Source organism: Methylobacterium sp. FW306-05-D, assembly GCF_058782155.1.
On record NZ_JBYSXL010000002.1, the window covers coordinates 27,221 to 43,692 of the forward strand.

Here is a 16,472-nt window from a genome sequence, read left to right on the forward strand (position 1 = left end):
TCGGCGCGGCTGGCGTTTGATCTCGATGTGGTCGATCGCTTCGGCGATCACGATGCGCCCCGGCCTTTGGGGAGCGCGGACCCGCGTTACACCACGTTCTGCGGCTTGCCGGCGACGAAGGCCTCGACATTGTCGACGAGCTGGTCGGCCAGGATCTGCATCGCCTCCTTGCTCGCCCAGGCCACGTGGGGCGTGACGATGAGGTTGGGCAGGTCGAGTTCGCAGAGGATGTTGCCGTTCTTCGGGGGTTCGGTCATCACGACATCGAAGCCCGCTCCGCCGATGGTGCCGGCCTTGAGCGCTTCGGCGAGGGCTTCCTCGTCCACCAGGCCACCGCGGGCCGTGTTGATGAGGAGCGCGTGCTTCTTCATCTTCGCCAGTTGCTCGCGCCCGATCATGTTGCGGGTCTCGGGCGTCAGCGGCGCGTGCAGCGTGATGACGTCGGATTCGGTCAGGATCGTCTCGAAATCGACGAGCCCATCCTGGGGAAACACGTCGTAGGCGATGACCTTCATGCCGAGGGCTTCCGCGCGCTTGGCGATCGACTTGCCCAGCGCTCCGTAGCCGACGATGCCGAGGGTCGAACCGGCGATGTCGTGGATCGGGTAGTCGAAGTAGCAGAACTGTGTCGATTTCGCCCAATCGCCCCGACGCACCGAATTGGCATAGGGCACGATGGCCCGGCGCAGGGCGAACATCAGGCCGATCACGTGTTCGGGCACGGTGTTGAAGGCGTAGTTGCGGATGTTGACGACCGTGATGCCCTGGGCCTTGGCGGCCTCCTTGTCGACCACGTCGGTCCCGGTGGCGGCCACCGCGATCAGCTTCAGATCGGGCAGTCGCTTCAGAGTCTCGGCCCGCATCGGGACCTTGTTGATCAGCGCGATCTCGGCGCCCTCCAGGCGCTCGACGATCTCTTCCGGCGTCCAGGTCGACTCGTACTCGACGTATTCGTGCGGAAAGTTGAACTCACGGACCTTGGCGTCCAGGGACTCGCGGTCGAGGAACACGATCTTCTTCGTCATGGAATCCTCTGGCCGATCCGGCCGGGTCACGGATAGGGTGTTCGAGGGCGCCGGAGCAGGCGGACCCGCTCCGGCGCCGAGGGCTCAGGACTTCGACAGCGGGTTCTCGCGCAGGTAGCTCGATGCGGCGGCGACGCCGGAACCGGGCTGGACCTTCACGCCGTGGTCGAGCATCGCCATCTCGGCGCCCGCGATGGCGCCCAGGAGCGACAGCTCGTTCATGTCACCGACGTGACCGATGCGGAAGACCTTGCCGGCGACCTGGCTGAGGCCGGCGCCCAGCGCCAGGTTGTAGCGCACGTAGGCGTGCTTGATGATCGCGGCGGCATCGACGCCCTCCGGCACGAGGATCGCCGTGACGGTGTCCGAGTTCCACTTGGGCTCCTGGGCGCAGGTCTTGAGGCCCCAGGCGGCCACGGCCTGGCGGGTCGCCTCGCCGAGCACGTGGTGCCGGTGGTAGACGTTCTCCAAGCCCTCCTCGTTGAGGCAGGCGAGCGCCTCGCGCAGGCCGTAGAGCAGCGGCAGCGGCGGGGTGTAGGGGAAGTAGCCGGCCGGGTTCTGCTTCTGGTGGTCGGCCCAATCGAAATAGACATGCGCCAGGCGGTCGTTCTGGCCCGACGAGGTCTCGGCGGCCTTGAGCGCCTTCTGGCTGACGCAGATCACGCCGAGGCCGGCCGGGAGCATCAGACCCTTCTGCGAACCAGCGATGGCGCAGTCGACCTTCCACTCGTCCATCTTGAAGGGCAGCGAGCCGATGGACGAGACGCCGTCCACGAACAGCAGGGCCGGATGGCCCGCAGCGTCGATGGCCTTGCGCACGGCACCGACATCGCTGGTGACGCCGGTGGCGGTCTCGTTGTGGACCACCATGACGGCCTTGATCTCATGGTTCTTGTCGGCGCGCAGGGCCTCGCCGATCCGCTCCGGGTTCGCACCCGTACCCCAGGCCTCGTCCTGCACGACGACCTCGAGACCGAGGCGCTGGGCCATGTCGATCCAGAGATGGCTGAACTGGCCGAAGCGGGCAGCCAGCACCTTGTCGCCGCGCGACAGGGTGTTCGACAGAGCGGACTCCCAGATGCCCGTGCCCGAGGCCGGGAACAGGAAGATGGTGCCGTCCTTCGAGCCGTAGACGGCCTTGGTGTCCTCGAAGAGGGGCTTGGTCAGCGCCGGGAAATCCACCGAGCGGTGGTCCTCGGACTGCACCATCATCGCGCGCATCACGCGATCCGGGATGTTCGTCGGGCCCGGGACGAACAGGTGGTTCCGGCCGGGACGTCGCGTTGCCGCCATGGGATTTTCTCCGTTTCTTACGTTGCGCCGACACGCGCTCCGCGTGCGGCGACACAGATGCGCCGAGGGTTGAAGCGGACCGCGTCGGAGCGCCCGGGTCGAACCCGGACGTTCCTGGCAGCCGCTGGTTAGATGAATCGCGGGACGAACTCGTTCGCGCGCAACGTCCGCGTGGATGCCGGACCGATGTCCGTCGCCGCCGAAGGCTGACCTTCGACGCCCGTCGCCGCGCGCGCCACCGAATACCTCAAGCCTCTTCTCCATGGGCCGGGTCGCGCTCGAAACGCGTTCACCGCTGGGCCGTTGTCAGCGTCGTCGTCCCCGGGGACGGCACCCTTAGTTCGCCTCGATGGGCTCCGGTCATGCGTCCTCGGACGCGGCCCGGTGGGGCACCTTGAGCGGGACTATGCCCCGCTTCCCGCAGAAAGGAAAACCCGAAATACTTGGTCCCAAATCAAAATTTTTTTTGTGGAAGAAGAGCTTACGTCGCGGCGCAGAAGACGCGCCCTCCCCGACCCGCGACGTCATCAAACTGATACGGGAATCCGGTTTGGCTCCTGGCAACGGAAGGCAGTCCCGGAGGCGAGCGTGGGCGAAGACACCGAGACGACCCGCGTCCGGACATTGTTCCTGTCCGACATGCATCTCGGCACCAAGGGATGCCAAGCCGACCTTTTGCTGGAATTTCTGCGCGATTACGATGCGGACGAGATCTATCTCGTCGGCGACATCATCGACGGCTGGCAACTCAAATCCGGCTGGTACTGGCCCCAGAGCCACAACGACGTCGTGCAGAAGCTGATGCGCAAGGTGCGCAAGGGCTCGACGCTGGTCTATGTCCCGGGCAACCACGACGAATTCCTGCGCGACTATATCGGCATGACCTTCGGCGGCATCGAGATCGCCGACCAGCGCCTGCACGAGGCCGCCGACGGCAAGCGCTACCTCGTCATCCACGGCGACCAGTTCGACATGGTGGTGCGCCATGCCAAGTGGCTCGCCTTCCTGGGCGACGGCGCCTACGCCTTCGCGCTGTTCATCAACACCTACGTCAACACGGCGCGCCGTCGCCTCGGGCTCGCCTACTGGTCCCTCTCGGCCTGGGCCAAGCTCAAGGTGAAGAACGCGGTCAACTTCATCGGCAAGTTCGAGGAACTGCTGAGCGCCGAAGCCAAGCGCGTCGGCGCCGACGGGGTGATCTGCGGTCACATCCACCATGCGGCCAATCGCCAGATCAACGGGCTGACCTACCTCAACACCGGCGACTGGGTGGAATCCTGCACCGCCATCGTCGAGCATTACGACGGTACCATGGAGGTGCTGCACTATCCGAGCCTGGTGCGGGCACGCACCGCGCGGGCCGACCTCGTCGGACGCCAGCGTCCCGACGGAGCCCGGGCGGTCGCGTGAGGCTCCTCATCGCCACGGATGCCTGGCACCCGCAGGTGAACGGCGTCGTCCGCTCCCTGGAGAACATGGCGGCGGCCGGGGCCGCCTACGGCTTCGATCCGGTGTTCCTGACGCACCAGGACTTCGCGTCCGTGCCGCTGCCGGGCTACCCGGAGATCCGGCTGGCCTACGCGACCAAGCGGCACGTGTCGCAGCTCTGGAACGACCTTCGTCCGACCCACGTCCACATCTCGACGGAGGGAACGGTCGGCTACGCCACCCGGCGCTACTGCCTGGCCCATCGCCGGCCCTTCACGACGAGCTACCACACCCGGTTTCCGGAATACCTCTCGGCCCGGGCGCCGGTGCCGGAAGCCTGGAGCTACGCCTGGCTCCGCCGCTTCCACGGCGCGGCGAACGGCACGATGGTGTCGACACCCTCCCTGGAGCGCGACCTCGAAGCACGCGGCTTCACCAACCTGATGCGCTGGACCCGCGGGGTCGACACCGACCTGTTCCGGCCGCGCTCGCCGGTGATGCCGGAGCCGGCCGATCTCGCCGGCCTGCCCCGCCCGATCTTCCTGTCGGTGGGGCGGCTCGCGGTGGAGAAGAATCTCGAAGCGTTCCTGCGTCTCGACCTGCCCGGTACCAAGGTGGTCGTCGGAGACGGGCCGGACCGGGCCCGCCTCGCAGCGATCGCGCCCGAGGCGCATTTCCTCGGCACCCGGACCGGCGCCGACCTCGCCGCACTCTATGCCGGCGCCGACGCCTTCGTATTTCCGAGCCTGACCGATACCTTCGGGATCGTGCTCCTCGAAGCCCTCGCCTGCGGGGTGCCCGTGGCCGCCTATCCCGTCACCGGCCCCCTCGACGTGATCGGCCGGACGGGTGCCGGCGTGCTCGACCATGACCTGCGTACGGCCGCCCTCGGCGCCCTCGCGATCCCGCGCGCCCGCTGCCGGAGCGAAGCCCTGCGCTACACCTGGGCGGAGAGCGCGCGCCAGTTCTATGACAACATCGCCCGCGCCCACGGCACGGCACCGATGCGGCTCCGGGCCTCGGACGACGCTCCGCGCGGTGTCGTCGAACTCCGCTGAGGCGTGGACCGGCCGCGCGCTCCGCGTTAGGGGGGCGGGCCAGTCCCCCGCCCAGGAACATGCCCGATGCCGCCGTTCGACCCGCGCCTGGCAGAGACCTTCCCGGCCGTCATCGGCTGCGACGAGGTCGGACGCGGTGCCCTCTGCGGACCCGTGATCGTCGCGGCGGTCTGGTTCGACCCGGCCGCTCTCGCGCCCGCTCTGTTCGCCCGCCTCGACGACAGCAAGCGCCTGAAGGCAGCCGAGCGCGAGGCGCTGACCCCGCTGATCCGCGCGCAAGCCCGCGTCGCAATGGCGGCCGGCTCGCGCGCCCTGGTCGATCGGATCAACGTCCGTGCCGCCACCCTCGATGCCATGCGGCGGGCGGTGCTGGCCCTGGGGCTCGAAGCGCCCGTCTGGGTGGACGGTCGCGACCCCGTTCCCGGTCTTGCTTTGCCCGGCCGGGCCGTGATCGGCGGCGACCGGCTGGTGCCGCAAATCGCGGCCGCCTCCATCGTCGCCAAGACCCTGCGCGATGCGTTGATGCGGCGGCTCGCCCACCGCTATCCGGATTACGGTTGGGCGAGCAATGTCGGCTACGGCACGCGTACCCACCTCGCCGGGCTCGCACTCCGCGGCCGCTCTCCCCACCACCGCCTCAGTTTCACCCGTGCCTACGACCTCAGAACAGGCTCAACTGGTCCGTCGGGACTCTGAACAGGTCGGTGCGCAGACGCCGCCGCACCTCGGGATAGCCGAGACGCTGACGGGCGAGGCGCATGCGCTGGCGGATGAGGTCGGCATAGGCGCCGGTGCCCGTCATCCGCGTTCCGAAGGTCGCGTCGTAGGCGCGTCCGCCGCGGGCCGCGCGGACCAGCGACATGACGTGCCGCTGTCGGCCCGGGTAGTGCTCGGCAAACCAGTCGTTCACCAGGGCGTCGAGTTCGAGCGGCAGGCGCAGGAGCACGTGGCTCGCCTCCACGGCGCCGAGGTCGCGGGCCCGGGCCAGGATCGCCTCGACCTCGTGGTCGTTCAGCGACGGAATGATCGGCGCGGCGATGACCATCACGGGGATGCCAGCCGCACTCAACCGTCCGATCGCTTCCAGGCGCTTCGTCGGATGGGGTGCCCGCGGCTCCAGCCGGCGCGCCAGTTCCGGATCGAGGGTGGTCACCGAGACCGCCACCTTCACGAGCCCGTCCCGGGCGAGATCGGTCAGCAGGTCGATGTCGCGTACGACGAGATTCGATTTGGTCACGATCCCGACCGGGTGGCGGAAGCGTGCCAGAACTTCCAACACCGCGCGCGTGACGCGGTGCTCCCGCTCGATCGGCTGGTAGGGATCGGTGGCGGTGCCGAGTGCGATGGTGGCGGGGCTGTAGCCCGGTGCCGACAATTCCCGTTCGAGCAGGGCGCCGGCATCCACCTTCCGGAACAGCTTGGTCTCGAAATCGAGGCCCGGCGAGAGACCGACATAGGCGTGGTTCGGTCGGGCGAAGCAGTAGACGCAGCCATGCTCGCAGCCGCGGTAGGGATTGATCGACCGATCGAACGAGATGTCCGGCGAGGTGTTGCGGGTGATGAGCGTGCGGGCGTGCTCCGGCCTCACCTCGGTCCGCAGGGGCGCCCCCTCCCCGATGCCGTGCCAGCCGTCGTCGAAGGCTTCCCGCCGCGCCGCCTCGTAGCGTCCGCTCGGGTTGGCTGTCGCACCCCGTCCGCGCCGTCCCGCCGGCTGCGGCGTCGTATCGCCGAGGCGCCGTAAGGGCTCCAGGTCGGCCGTTGAAGAACGAGGCGCGTCTGGAGGCATCGGCACTGATCATCCGTCGGATCGACCAGGAACATAACACGAACACGCGCGGGGGAAACTGCCGATATTTCAGGCAGATCCCGTCTGCCTCGGCATTTCTACCCGCCTGTCGGCGATGCGTTTCCGTGGAATGGCTTTGCTCCACGCAAAAATGCGGTATGCGCGCGCATGCTCTCGGCTCTCATCTCAGTGACCCGGCCCAACGACCCCGATGCCGTCGATCAACTCGCCGATACGCTCGGCGCGCTGGTGGCGGGCGTCGCAGCGGGGCTCGTGGGCGATGCGGTGATCATCGTGTCCGCGGCGAACCCGGCGATCGAGACGGTGGCCGAGGCGACCGGCGCCAAGGTCGTGCTGCGCGGACGCGGGTCGTCGCCCTGGTCGGCGGGGGCGAAGGCGGCGCGGCGGGACTGGGTGCTCTGCCTCGAGGCCGGCGACGTTCCGGTGGAGGGCTGGATCCGCCTCGTCGACCGCTTCATCGGCACGGCCCGGCCGGAGGTCGCGTTGGCCCGTCTCCGGCGCTCGCATACCGGTCTGCCGGCACGCCTGGCTGCCCGTGGCGAGAGCGTCATCGGCGTCAACGCTCCGCGACCGGGTGATCTCGTCCGGCGTGAACGTCTCCTGGCCGGTCCGACCTTCGGCCGCCGCCTGAAGGTCCGTGCACTCTCGGCCCGTCTCGATCGAGCCTGATTCGAACGGCCGGTTTCCGGCAGAGCCTCAGACCGTGATCGAAGCGCCCCGCCGCAGGTGCTCGTCGAGCCGAGGCATGATCTCGACGAAGTTGCAGGGGCGGTGGCGATAATCGAGCTGCGCCGCCAGAATACCGTCCCAGGCGTCGCGACAGGCGCCGGGCGATCCGGGCAGGACGAAGATGTAGGTGGCATTGGCGACGCCGGCCGTGGCCCGCGACTGCAGGGTCGAGGTCCCGATCTTGTCGTAGGAGATCCGGTGGAAGACGGCCGAGAAGCCGTCCATCCGCTTCTCGAAGAGTGGCTCGATCGCTTCGGGGGTGACGTCGCGCCCGGTGAACCCGGTTCCGCCCGTGGTGATGACGACGTCGACCGCCGGGTCGCTGCTCCAGGCCTCCACCTGCCCGCGGATCGCCTCGACCTCGTCGGGGACGATGGCGCGGGCCGCCAGGGTGTGGCCCGCCGTTTTCAGGCGCTCCACGAGGGTGTCGCCGGAGCGGTCATCCTCCTCGACGCGGGTGTCCGAGACCGTGAGCACCGCGATGGCCAGCGGGATGAAGCTGCGGGTCTTGTCCGATGCGACCATCACGAAATGCCTTCAACCGAACCCGGGGGGTACCGGCACGATGGTATCCCAAAGCACGGGAGCCGGACAGCGCGTCCCCTGCACCTCAGTTGCGCGCTGCCCGGAACGTGTCGCAGGACTTGGTCTGCCCGCTGCGGTAGCCGGTCATGAACCAGCGCATCCGCTGCTCGGACGAACCGTGCGTGAACGAATCCGGCACGGCGTAGCCCTGGGACTGCTTCTGGAGCTTGTCGTCGCCGATGGCGCTCGCCGCCTGCATGGCCTCCTCGATGTCGCCCTGCTCAAGGGAATTGTACTTGTCGTTGGAGTTCTTGGCCCAGACGCCGGCGAGGCAATCGGCCATCAGCTCGATGCGCACGGAGAGCTGGTTCGCCTCCGTCTTGCTGGATGCGTTCTGCTGGCGGCTCTGGACCTTGCCCAGGATGCCGAGTTCGTCCTGGACGTGGTGGCCCACCTCGTGGGCGATGACGTAGGCGTAGGCGAAGTCACCCTTCACACCGAACTTCTGCTCCATCTCCTTGAAGAAGGAGGTGTCGAGATAGACCTTCTTGTCCAGCGGGCAGTAGAACGGCCCCATCGCAGCCTGGGCCGAGCCGCAGCCGCTGCGGGTGCCGCCGGTGTAGAGCACCATCGCGGTCGGTCGGTACTGGCGTCCCGTCTGGTTCGGCAGGACCTCTTTCCAGACATCCTCGGTGTTGCCGAGGATCGCCGCGGCGAAGCGTCCGCTCTCGTCGGTGGGCTTGGTCTTGCGCTGGGCCTGGGTCTGCGGGTCGACCTGCTCCTGGCGCGGTCGCCCGCCGCCGGACATCTGCTCGGCGCCCCCGATGAGGATCGCCGGGTTGATGCCCGTGACCCACCCGATGATGCACAGGATCACGATGGTGCCGATGCCGAGGCCGCCGGCACCGCCGCCGGGGAAGCCGAAACCGCCGCCGCCGCCCTCGCCGCGCCGATCCTCGACATTGTCCGAAGAGCGGAAGTCTTCCCAGCGCATGATCTCGTTACACCCTGTCCGGACACGCGAGCCCATACACGGCCGCGTAAAGTAAGTCGCGGGCGCGGGATACGGTTCCGCTTGCCCGCCGGGCCTACCCGGCTCAGGCCTTCCCGTCGAGGGCCGCGCGCAGGGTCCGGAAATCCCGCCAGGCGAGGCGTTTCTGCAGCGGCTGGCGCAGCAGGTAGGCTGGATGCAGCGTCGCCAGGGTGCGGATCTCGCGGGTCCCGACCCGGTACGGGTAGAAGCGGCCGCGCGCTTTCAGAATACCGTCCTTGGTACCGGTAATCGCCTGGGTGGCCGGGCTGCCAAGGCAGACGATGAGGTCGGGGTCGGCGAGTTCGATCTGCCGCTCGATGAAGGGCCTGCAGATCGAGACTTCCTGCGGGGTCGGGTTGCGATTGCCCGGCGGCCGCCACGGCACGATGTTGGTGACGTAGGCGTTGCTTCTGTCGAGGCCGATCGCCGCCATCATACGGTCGAGCAGCTTGCCCGAACGACCCATGAAGGGCTTGCCGATTCGATCCTCATCGGCGCCCGGCGCCTCGCCGATGAACATCAGCTTGGCGGTGGGATTGCCGTCGGCGAAGACGAGGTTCTTGGCGGTGAATTTCAGCGGGCAGCCGTCGAAGCCCGCCAGCAGCGCTTCCAACTCCTCGAGGGTCTGAACGTCCTTAGCGCGCGCGCGGGCGTCGCCGGCGGCATCGCCGGGCTTGGCCGAGGCCGATTGCCCGTAGGTCCGGGCCGGTGCGGGCGCGGGAACGTCGCGCGGGGGCAGTTCGGTGCGGAAGGTGTCGTCGAGGGGCGCGCGCGTCCGTTCGGGAGCCCGCCGCTCCGCCGCCGGCCGATCACGGGTGGGCCGCGACGGCTCCGGCGCGTCGGCTTCCGCGAAGCGATCATGCGGCGCCTCGTCCAGGAACAGGTCGAGGCCCGCCTCGACATGGAAGTCGAGGTTGGCGATCAGATCCCTATGTCGGTCTTCACCGTGACTCATGCCCGCTGATGTGGCGCCTGAAGGGGTTGTGGACAACTGGGCGTGCGACGTCACGCACCACCTTTTACCCCGTGCAACATCGTCACCACCCAGGGTGCCGCGCCGGCGGGACGCTTGCGTTCCCAGGTTGGAATGGGTTGAGAGTGAACCTCAAACATGGGATCGCACGACGAACGCGCCCGCGGAAAGCGGATGCACCACAGGAGGATGACGGATGGCGCTGCCCGAACGCGAGGCGATGGAGTTCGACGTGGTGATCGTGGGCGCCGGTCCGGCCGGGCTCGCGACCGCCATTCGCCTCAAGCAACTGGCGCCGGATGTGAGCATCGTGGTGGTGGAGAAGGGCTCCGAGGTCGGCGCGCACATCCTGTCGGGTGCGGTGATCGACCCGTCCGGGCTCGACGGCCTGCTTCCCGGCTGGCGCGAGGACGCCGCTCGGCCGCTGAAGACGGCGGTCGAGCGCGACGAGTTCATGTTCCTGACCAAGAACAGCGGCGTCACCATGCCGAACCTGTTCTTCCCCAAGCTGATGTCCAACCACGGCAATTTCGTCGGCTCGCTCTCCAACGTCACGAAGTATCTCGGCGCCAGGGCCGAGGAACTCGGCGTCGAGATCTACCCGGGCTTCCCGGCCTCCGAGGTACTTTATGACGAGGCCGGCATCGTCGTGGGCGTCGCCACGGGCGATCTCGGCATCGGCAAGTCCGGTGAGCCGCGCGACGACTACACCCGTGGCATGGAGCTTCGGGCCAAGTACACGGTCTTCGGCGAAGGCGCGCGCGGCTCGCTGACCAAGACGGTGATCGACCGGTTCAAGCTCAACGCCCACAGCGACCACCAGAAGTACGGCCTCGGCGTCAAGGAGCTCTGGCAGCTGGCGCCCGACCGTTTCCAGGCCGGGCTCGTGCAGCACACGATGGGCTGGCCCCTGCCGAACAAGGCCGGCGGCGGCTCCTGGCTCTACCATTTCGACGACGGCCTGCTCTCGGTCGGCTTCGTCACGCACCTGAACTACGAGAACCCGACCCTGTCGCCGTTCGAGGAGTTCCAGCGCTTCAAGACCCACCCGATGATCCGCGAGACCTTCGAGGGGGCCAAGCGCATCGGCTACGGCGCCCGCGCGATCATGGAGGGCGGCTGGCAGTCCGTGCCGAAGCTCGTCTTTCCGGGCGGCTGCCTCGTCGGCGATTCCGCCGGCTTCGTGAACGTGCCGCGCATCAAGGGCTCGCACAATGCGGTCCTCTCCGGCATGCAGGCGGCCGAGGCCCTGGCCCAGGCGCTTGAATCCGGTCGCCAGGGCGACGAGCTCGCGACCTATGAGAACGGATGGCGCGACAGCCCCATCGGGCAGGACCTGAAGCGGGTCCGCAACGTCAAGCCGCTCTGGTCGAAATACGGAACCCTCGTCGGCGTCGGGCTGGGCGGCCTCGACATGTGGTCGAACACGATTCTGGAGGCCTCGCCCTTCGGGACGCTCAAGCACGGCAAGCCGGATCATGAGACGCTGAAGCCGCTCAAGGACGTGAAGCCGATCGTCTATCCGAAGCCCGACGGCAAACTGACCTTCGACCGGCTCTCCTCGGTCTATCTCTCGAACACCAACCACGAGGAGGACCAGCCGGCCCACCTCAAGGTCCGGAACATGGAGCTGCAGAAGGCCTCGGAGCACGACGTCTACGGCGGACCGTCGGCACGTTACTGCCCGGCCGGCGTCTACGAGTGGGTGGAGGATGCCGGCGCCAGCGAGGGCGTGCGCTACCAGATCAACGCCCAGAACTGCGTCCACTGCAAGACGTGCGACATCAAGGATCCGAACCAGAACATCAACTGGGAGACCCCGGAAGGACCGGGCGGACCGAACTATCCGAACATGTGAGGGCAGGCTGCTTCACGGATGAGAGAGACGGGATGGCGGGCGACGCGCGCCGCCATCCTTACGCCTTGCGAGGATGGCGGTAAGAGTCCAGTGTCCCGCCCCAATCGAGCCCGGCCATCGAGATGGCCGGTGCGCAGGAGCCGCGATCGGTGCCCATGAACGGAAACGCCAAAACCCGCCGGACCGGACGCCGGGTCTTCTCGGCCCTCGCCGTCTGCCTCGCGGCCTCCCCGGCGGCCTACGCCGCCCAACCGCGGGAATCCGCGCCGGTCTCCGAGTACGAACCGGCGGAATCCCTCGAAGGCAACTTCCTCTCCGCCTATATCGCCGGCGCCTCGAAGGACACCGCGGCCGCCGCGAGCTTCTATCGCGAGGCGGTGAAGGCCGACCCGCGCAACGCCGAACTGCTGGAGCGCGCCTTCGTGTCGCTGCTCGCCGACGGCTCCCTGCCCGATGCCTTCCGGGCCGCCGAGCGGCTGACGAGCCGCGACGGCTCCAACGGTCTCGCCCAGCTCGCCCTCGGCGTACGCCAGATCAAGGCCGGCCAGTTCGCGCAGGCCCGCCAGAATTTCGCCCGCAGCGGCCGGGGTGCCGCCGCCGACCTCACCGGTACGCTGCTCACGGCCTGGGCCTTCGCCGGGGCCAACGACGGCAAGCGTGCGCTCGAGACCATCAACAAGCTGAAGGGCGAGCGTTACTACAACACCTTCCGCGACTTCCATGCCGGCCTGATCGCCAGCCTGGTGGGCGACCAGGCGGAAGCCGAGCGGCGCCTCAAGGCCGCCTACGATGCCGACCGCAACACCCTGCGCATCGTCGATGCCTATGCCCGTTTCGAGGCCCAGGCCGGACGCACCGACCTCGCGATCCAGGCCTACACCGAATTCGACAAGCTGCTGCCGCGCCATCCCATCGTGCGCGACGCCCTGACCAAGCTGAAGGAGGGCAAGCCCCTCAGCCGCCTGGTCAACTCGGCCCAGGAGGGTGCCGGCGAGGTGTTGTACGGGCTCGGCTCGGCCGGCTCGACGCAGGGTGACGAGCTGCCGGCGGTGGTCTACCTGCGCCTCGCCCTCTACCTCGCGCCCGAGCATGCCCTGGCGCGGCTGACCCTGGCCGACCTCCTCGACCGGATGAAGCAGACCGAGCGGGCCAACGAAGCCTATTCGCAGATCCCGACCACCTCCCCCCTGCGCCTGAACGCCGATGTCCAGGTCGGGCTGAACCTCGAGCAGATGGGCAAGGGCGACGAGGCCATCGCTCATCTGGACGCCGCCATGAAGGCGCATCCGGACGATATCGACGTCGTCACGGCGCTCGGCAACGTCCAGCGCTCGCGCAAGAAGTACGAGGAGGCGGCCGAGACCTACAGCCGCGCCATCGCGCTGATCGGCGACCGGCCGGCATCGAATTATTGGACCACGTTCTACTTCCGCGGGACGGCCTACGAGCGCGCCAAGCAGTGGCCCAAGGCCGAGGCCGACCTGAAGAGGGCCCTGGAACTGGTGCCCGCGAGCCAGCCCGGCGCCCGGGCTCAGGTGCTGAACTACCTGGCCTATTCCTGGGTCGACCAGAACATGAACATCGACGAAGCCTTCACGATGCTGAAGCAGGCCGTCGATGCGGCGCCCCGCGACGGCATGATCATCGACAGCCTCGGCTGGGCCTATTTCCGCCTCGGGCGCTGGGACGACGCTGTGCGCGAGCTGGAAAAGGCGATCGAGTTGAAGCCCGGCGACCCGACCATCAACGACCACCTCGGCGACGCCTACTGGCGAGCCGGCCGTCGCCTGGAGGGCAAGTTCCAGTGGCAGCACGCCAAGGACCTGAACCCTGAGCCGGACGATCTCGAGAAGATCAACGCCAAGCTGAAGGACGGCCTGCCGGAACTCGACAAGCCTGCGGCCACCGCCGAGAACCCGCCCGAGAGCAAGGTCAACCCGGAACTGCCGAAGGGGGCTCCGGCCCCGAACGAGCCTCCGGGGGCGGCCGACAAGAAGAGCGGCGGCTGATCGCACCGGAGGCTTGACGGGACGCGCATCGCGGGGTCAGACCGGCCTCGCGATTGCCCGACCCTTCAGCTCCGAGTGTCCGTGTCCCCCCTCGTCACCCGCGCTCCGGCGAAGATCAACCTCACCCTCCACGTCCTGGGCCGCCGGGCAGGCGACGGCTACCACGAGCTCGAAAGCCTCGTGGTCTTCACCGGGGCGGGCGACACGCTCACGCTCTCGCCGGGACACGAGCTGGCGCTCACCGTCTCCGGCCCGACGGCCGGCCCGGCCGGCCCCCTCGGCGACAATCTCGTCATCCGCACGGCGCGGCACCTCGCGCGCCTGCGGCCGGGCCTGCGCCACGGCGCCTTCCATCTGGTGAAGCGGCTTCCGGTGGCCGCGGGGATCGGCGGCGGCTCCTCCGACGCCGCAGCGGCCCTGCGCCTCCTCGGCCGCCTGAACGATCTGCCACCGGACCACCCGGACCTCGTGACGGCGGCGCGGGCCACGGGAGCCGATGTCCCGGTCTGCCTCGTGCCCCGCGCCCGCATGATGCGGGGGGCGGGCGAGGCCGTGGGACCCGCCCTGGAATTGGCCGCGCTGCCGGCGGTCCTCATCAATCCGGGCGTCCCGGTCGAGACCGCGCCGGTGTTCCGGGCCCTCGGTCTCGCGGTCGGCGATCGCCATGGCACAGGCGCCCATCCCGTCATCGCCGCCGGCCTCGGGGCGGATGCGCTCCTGCGCACGATCACCCCCGCGCGCAACGACTTGGAAGCTCCGGCGCGAAGCATCGCCCCGGTGATCGATGTGGCACTCGAGGCCCTGCGGGCCGCCCCCGGCTGCCGCCTGGCACGGATGTCGGGGTCCGGTGCGACGGTGTTCGGAATCTTCGAGCATCGATCCGAGGCGGCCCGCGCCGCGCGCAGCATCGGGCGGGCTTACCCTGGTTGGTGGGTCAGCGCGGCGATGCTGCGCTAAGCATTCGGCATCCCGGTCGGATAGCAACTTTTCCTGCATCCACGCCGACTTGCGGCGTCAGCTTTACGCTCGCTCAAGATTTGAGTCTGCAGGGTCGGCCCGCGCAAGGAGCGGTGCATGCCCGATCACAAAAACAACTCTTGGGGAGAGGGCGAACTCAGAGAACTCCTCTGCCTGATGATGATCGGCTGCTGCATCTGGATCGTCGGCACCCAGCTCGGATTCTTCACGATTCTCCTCGACGCGACCCGGACGCATCAGCTTCACGATCTCCTGATGCTGTCCCTTTGCATGAGCCTGGGCGTGGTCGTTGCGGCGATTCGCAAGTCGTTCAAACTGCGCAAGGTAATGCTGGATCGGGACGGGGCTGAGGCCCGTGCCGAGGCCGTCGCACGCCACGATGCGATGACGGGTCTCGCCAATCGCCGGCTGTTCCGGGAAACCCTCGAAGCGCGCATCCGCGCGGCCTCTGATCTTCCACGGGTTGCCGTGATGCTGATCGACCTCGACCGCTTCAAGCCGATCAACGACGTGCATGGTCATGCCGCGGGTGATGCGGTCCTCTGCGTCATCGCCGACCGCCTGCGGGCTCTTGCCCCGGCCCAGAGCCTCGTCACGCGTCTCGGGGGCGATGAGTTCGCTCTGCTCCTCGACGGCGGCAGCGATCCGGAAGTCCTCGCTCGCCTCGCACAAGGCGTCATCGACTCGCTCTCACAGCCGATCGCCTGGACCCAGAGCCGTCTCGAAATCGGCGCCACCATCGGCATCGCGACGGCGACGGAGGAAAGCCGGACCGCCGAGGCGCTGCTGCACGCCGCCGATGTCGCCATGTACCAGGGTAAGCGGGATGGGCGCGGGACCTACCGGTTCTTCCATCTCGACATGAGTCAGGCCCTGAAGGCGCGGGCCCGGCTTGAGGGCGAGTTGCGGGTCGGCATCGAGCAGGGCGAGATCGAGCCGTTCTACCAGCCGGTGGTGTCCCTGCCCGGCCGCGATCTGATCGGGTTCGAGGTGCTGGCCCGCTGGAATCATCCCCGGTTGGGCGTCCTCACCCCTGCCGATTTCATCAGCCTCGCTGAGGAGACCGGCCTGATCGCCGAGCTCACCTGGTCGCTGATGCGCCGAGCCTGCCGGGACGCTCGGCTCTGGCCGGCCCATCTCCAACTGGCGATCAACATCTCGCCGCTGCAACTGCGCGATCCGCACCTGCCCAAGCACATCCTCGGCATCCTGACGGAGACCGGATTCGCGCCGGGCCGCCTGGAGATCGAGATCACCGAGACGGCGCTCGTCAACGATCTCGAAGCGGCGCGGATCGCCTTGAAGTCGCTTCAGAATTTCGGCGTCCGCATCGCCCTCGACGATTTCGGGACGGGCTATTCCAGCCTGTACCATCTGCGCGAGCTGCAATTCGACAAGCTCAAGATCGATCGCAGCTACGTGGAATCGATGCGCGAGAGCAGCGATCGGGCCAAGCTCGTGGATGCGATCATCGCCCTGGGCTCCAGCCTCGGCCTTCTCACCACCGCCGAGGGCATCGAGAGCGGGACCAGCGTCGACTGGCTGGCTGGTCAGGGGTGCACCTACGGCCAGGGCTACCTCTTCGGGCGACCCATGGACAAGGCCACGACCGACGGGCTCCTCACGCAATGGTCCGATGCGGACGGCAGAATCGTGATCGCGCCGTCTGAAGCCGAAACGTCCGAGGGCTCCGATTGCGGCCTCGCCGCTATCGCGCCGACGCCGGCGATGCGCCAGGCGGCAGCCTGACGGACCG

15 protein-coding genes are annotated in these 16,472 nt (G+C 68.2%); 8 read left to right on the top strand and 7 right to left on the bottom strand.

Features of this window, described 5'->3' with window-relative positions; all coding sequences use genetic code 11:
- Positions 1 to 86: 86 nt before the first annotated feature.
- Together AC3WLN_RS01260 and AC3WLN_RS01265 are read right to left on the bottom strand one after the other, a co-directional pair.
- Entirely contained in the window at positions 87 to 1,025 is a 939-nt protein-coding gene (locus AC3WLN_RS01260; protein WP_492479052.1) for a D-2-hydroxyacid dehydrogenase, read from the bottom strand.
- Between the two features lie 84 nt (positions 1,026 to 1,109).
- Positions 1,110 to 2,318, bottom strand: coding sequence for an aminotransferase class V-fold PLP-dependent enzyme (locus tag AC3WLN_RS01265; RefSeq protein ID WP_492479054.1), 1,209 nt, complete (start codon positions 2,316 to 2,318; stop codon positions 1,110 to 1,112).
- A 588-nt stretch (positions 2,319 to 2,906) separates the two neighbouring features.
- On the opposite strand from AC3WLN_RS01265, the gene AC3WLN_RS01270 reads away from it, so the two are divergent.
- The 3 genes from AC3WLN_RS01270 to rnhB all read left to right on the top strand — a co-directional run bounded on the left by AC3WLN_RS01270 (position 2,907) and on the right by rnhB (position 5,500).
- Entirely contained in the window at positions 2,907 to 3,728 is an 822-nt protein-coding gene (locus tag AC3WLN_RS01270; protein WP_492479055.1) for a UDP-2,3-diacylglucosamine diphosphatase, read from the top strand.
- A complete protein-coding gene (locus AC3WLN_RS01275) occupies positions 3,725 to 4,804 on the top strand; it encodes a glycosyltransferase family 4 protein (RefSeq protein WP_492479056.1) in 1,080 nt (359 codons plus the stop codon). The genes AC3WLN_RS01270 and AC3WLN_RS01275 overlap by 4 nt, the downstream gene beginning before the upstream one ends.
- Positions 4,805 to 4,870: 66 nt before the next feature.
- On the top strand, positions 4,871 to 5,500 hold the full coding sequence (gene rnhB / locus AC3WLN_RS01280) for a ribonuclease HII (RefSeq protein ID WP_492479057.1): 630 nt from the start codon (positions 4,871 to 4,873) through the stop codon (positions 5,498 to 5,500).
- Here rnhB and AC3WLN_RS01285 read toward each other — a convergent pair.
- Complete coding sequence (locus tag AC3WLN_RS01285; protein ID WP_492479058.1) at positions 5,466 to 6,590, bottom strand: PA0069 family radical SAM protein; 1,125 nt, start codon at positions 6,588 to 6,590, stop codon at positions 5,466 to 5,468. The two genes, rnhB and AC3WLN_RS01285, sit on opposite strands and share 35 nt — an antisense overlap.
- 168 nt (positions 6,591 to 6,758) lie before the next feature.
- Here AC3WLN_RS01285 and AC3WLN_RS01290 point away from each other — a divergent pair, with 168 nt between their 5' ends.
- Positions 6,759 to 7,280 (top strand): glycosyltransferase family protein, encoded by a 522-nt coding sequence (locus AC3WLN_RS01290; protein ID WP_492479059.1) that lies wholly within the window; start codon positions 6,759 to 6,761, stop codon positions 7,278 to 7,280.
- Positions 7,281 to 7,307: 27 nt separating this feature from the next.
- On the opposite strand, the gene moaB is transcribed toward AC3WLN_RS01290, so the two are convergent.
- The 3 genes from moaB to AC3WLN_RS01305 all read right to left on the bottom strand — a co-directional run bounded on the left by moaB (position 7,308) and on the right by AC3WLN_RS01305 (position 9,853).
- Complete coding sequence (gene moaB, locus AC3WLN_RS01295; RefSeq protein WP_492479060.1) at positions 7,308 to 7,865, bottom strand: molybdenum cofactor biosynthesis protein B; 558 nt, start codon at positions 7,863 to 7,865, stop codon at positions 7,308 to 7,310.
- 85 nt (positions 7,866 to 7,950) lie between these two features.
- A complete protein-coding gene (ypfJ, locus tag AC3WLN_RS01300) occupies positions 7,951 to 8,859 on the bottom strand; it encodes a KPN_02809 family neutral zinc metallopeptidase (RefSeq protein WP_492479061.1) in 909 nt (302 codons plus the stop codon).
- A gap of 103 nt (positions 8,860 to 8,962) precedes the next feature.
- Entirely contained in the window at positions 8,963 to 9,853 is an 891-nt protein-coding gene (locus AC3WLN_RS01305; protein ID WP_492479063.1) for a uracil-DNA glycosylase, read from the bottom strand.
- A gap of 214 nt (positions 9,854 to 10,067) precedes the next feature.
- On the opposite strand from AC3WLN_RS01305, the gene AC3WLN_RS01310 reads away from it, so the two are divergent.
- The 3 genes from AC3WLN_RS01310 to AC3WLN_RS01320 all read left to right on the top strand — a co-directional run bounded on the left by AC3WLN_RS01310 (position 10,068) and on the right by AC3WLN_RS01320 (position 14,695).
- Complete coding sequence (locus AC3WLN_RS01310) at positions 10,068 to 11,729, top strand: electron transfer flavoprotein-ubiquinone oxidoreductase (protein ID WP_492479064.1); 1,662 nt, start codon at positions 10,068 to 10,070, stop codon at positions 11,727 to 11,729.
- A gap of 155 nt (positions 11,730 to 11,884) precedes the next feature.
- Positions 11,885 to 13,738, top strand: coding sequence for a tetratricopeptide repeat protein (locus AC3WLN_RS01315; RefSeq protein WP_492479065.1), 1,854 nt, complete (start codon positions 11,885 to 11,887; stop codon positions 13,736 to 13,738).
- Positions 13,739 to 13,819: 81 nt separating this feature from the next.
- The gene (locus AC3WLN_RS01320) at positions 13,820 to 14,695 is read left to right on the top strand and encodes a 4-(cytidine 5'-diphospho)-2-C-methyl-D-erythritol kinase (protein WP_492479066.1); all 876 of its coding nucleotides are present in this window, start codon (positions 13,820 to 13,822) and stop codon (positions 14,693 to 14,695) included.
- 63 nt (positions 14,696 to 14,758) lie between these two features.
- Here AC3WLN_RS01320 and AC3WLN_RS01325 read toward each other — a convergent pair whose 3' ends face one another.
- Positions 14,759 to 15,238: a hypothetical protein gene (locus AC3WLN_RS01325; protein WP_492479265.1), complete on the bottom strand. Its 480-nt coding sequence runs from the start codon at positions 15,236 to 15,238 to the stop codon at positions 14,759 to 14,761.
- Here AC3WLN_RS01325 and AC3WLN_RS01330 point away from each other — a divergent pair.
- Positions 15,125 to 16,465, top strand: a complete 1,341-nt coding sequence (locus tag AC3WLN_RS01330; protein ID WP_492479257.1) for a putative bifunctional diguanylate cyclase/phosphodiesterase — start codon at positions 15,125 to 15,127, stop codon at positions 16,463 to 16,465. The genes AC3WLN_RS01325 and AC3WLN_RS01330 overlap by 114 nt on opposite strands.
- Positions 16,466 to 16,472 lie beyond the last annotated feature (7 nt).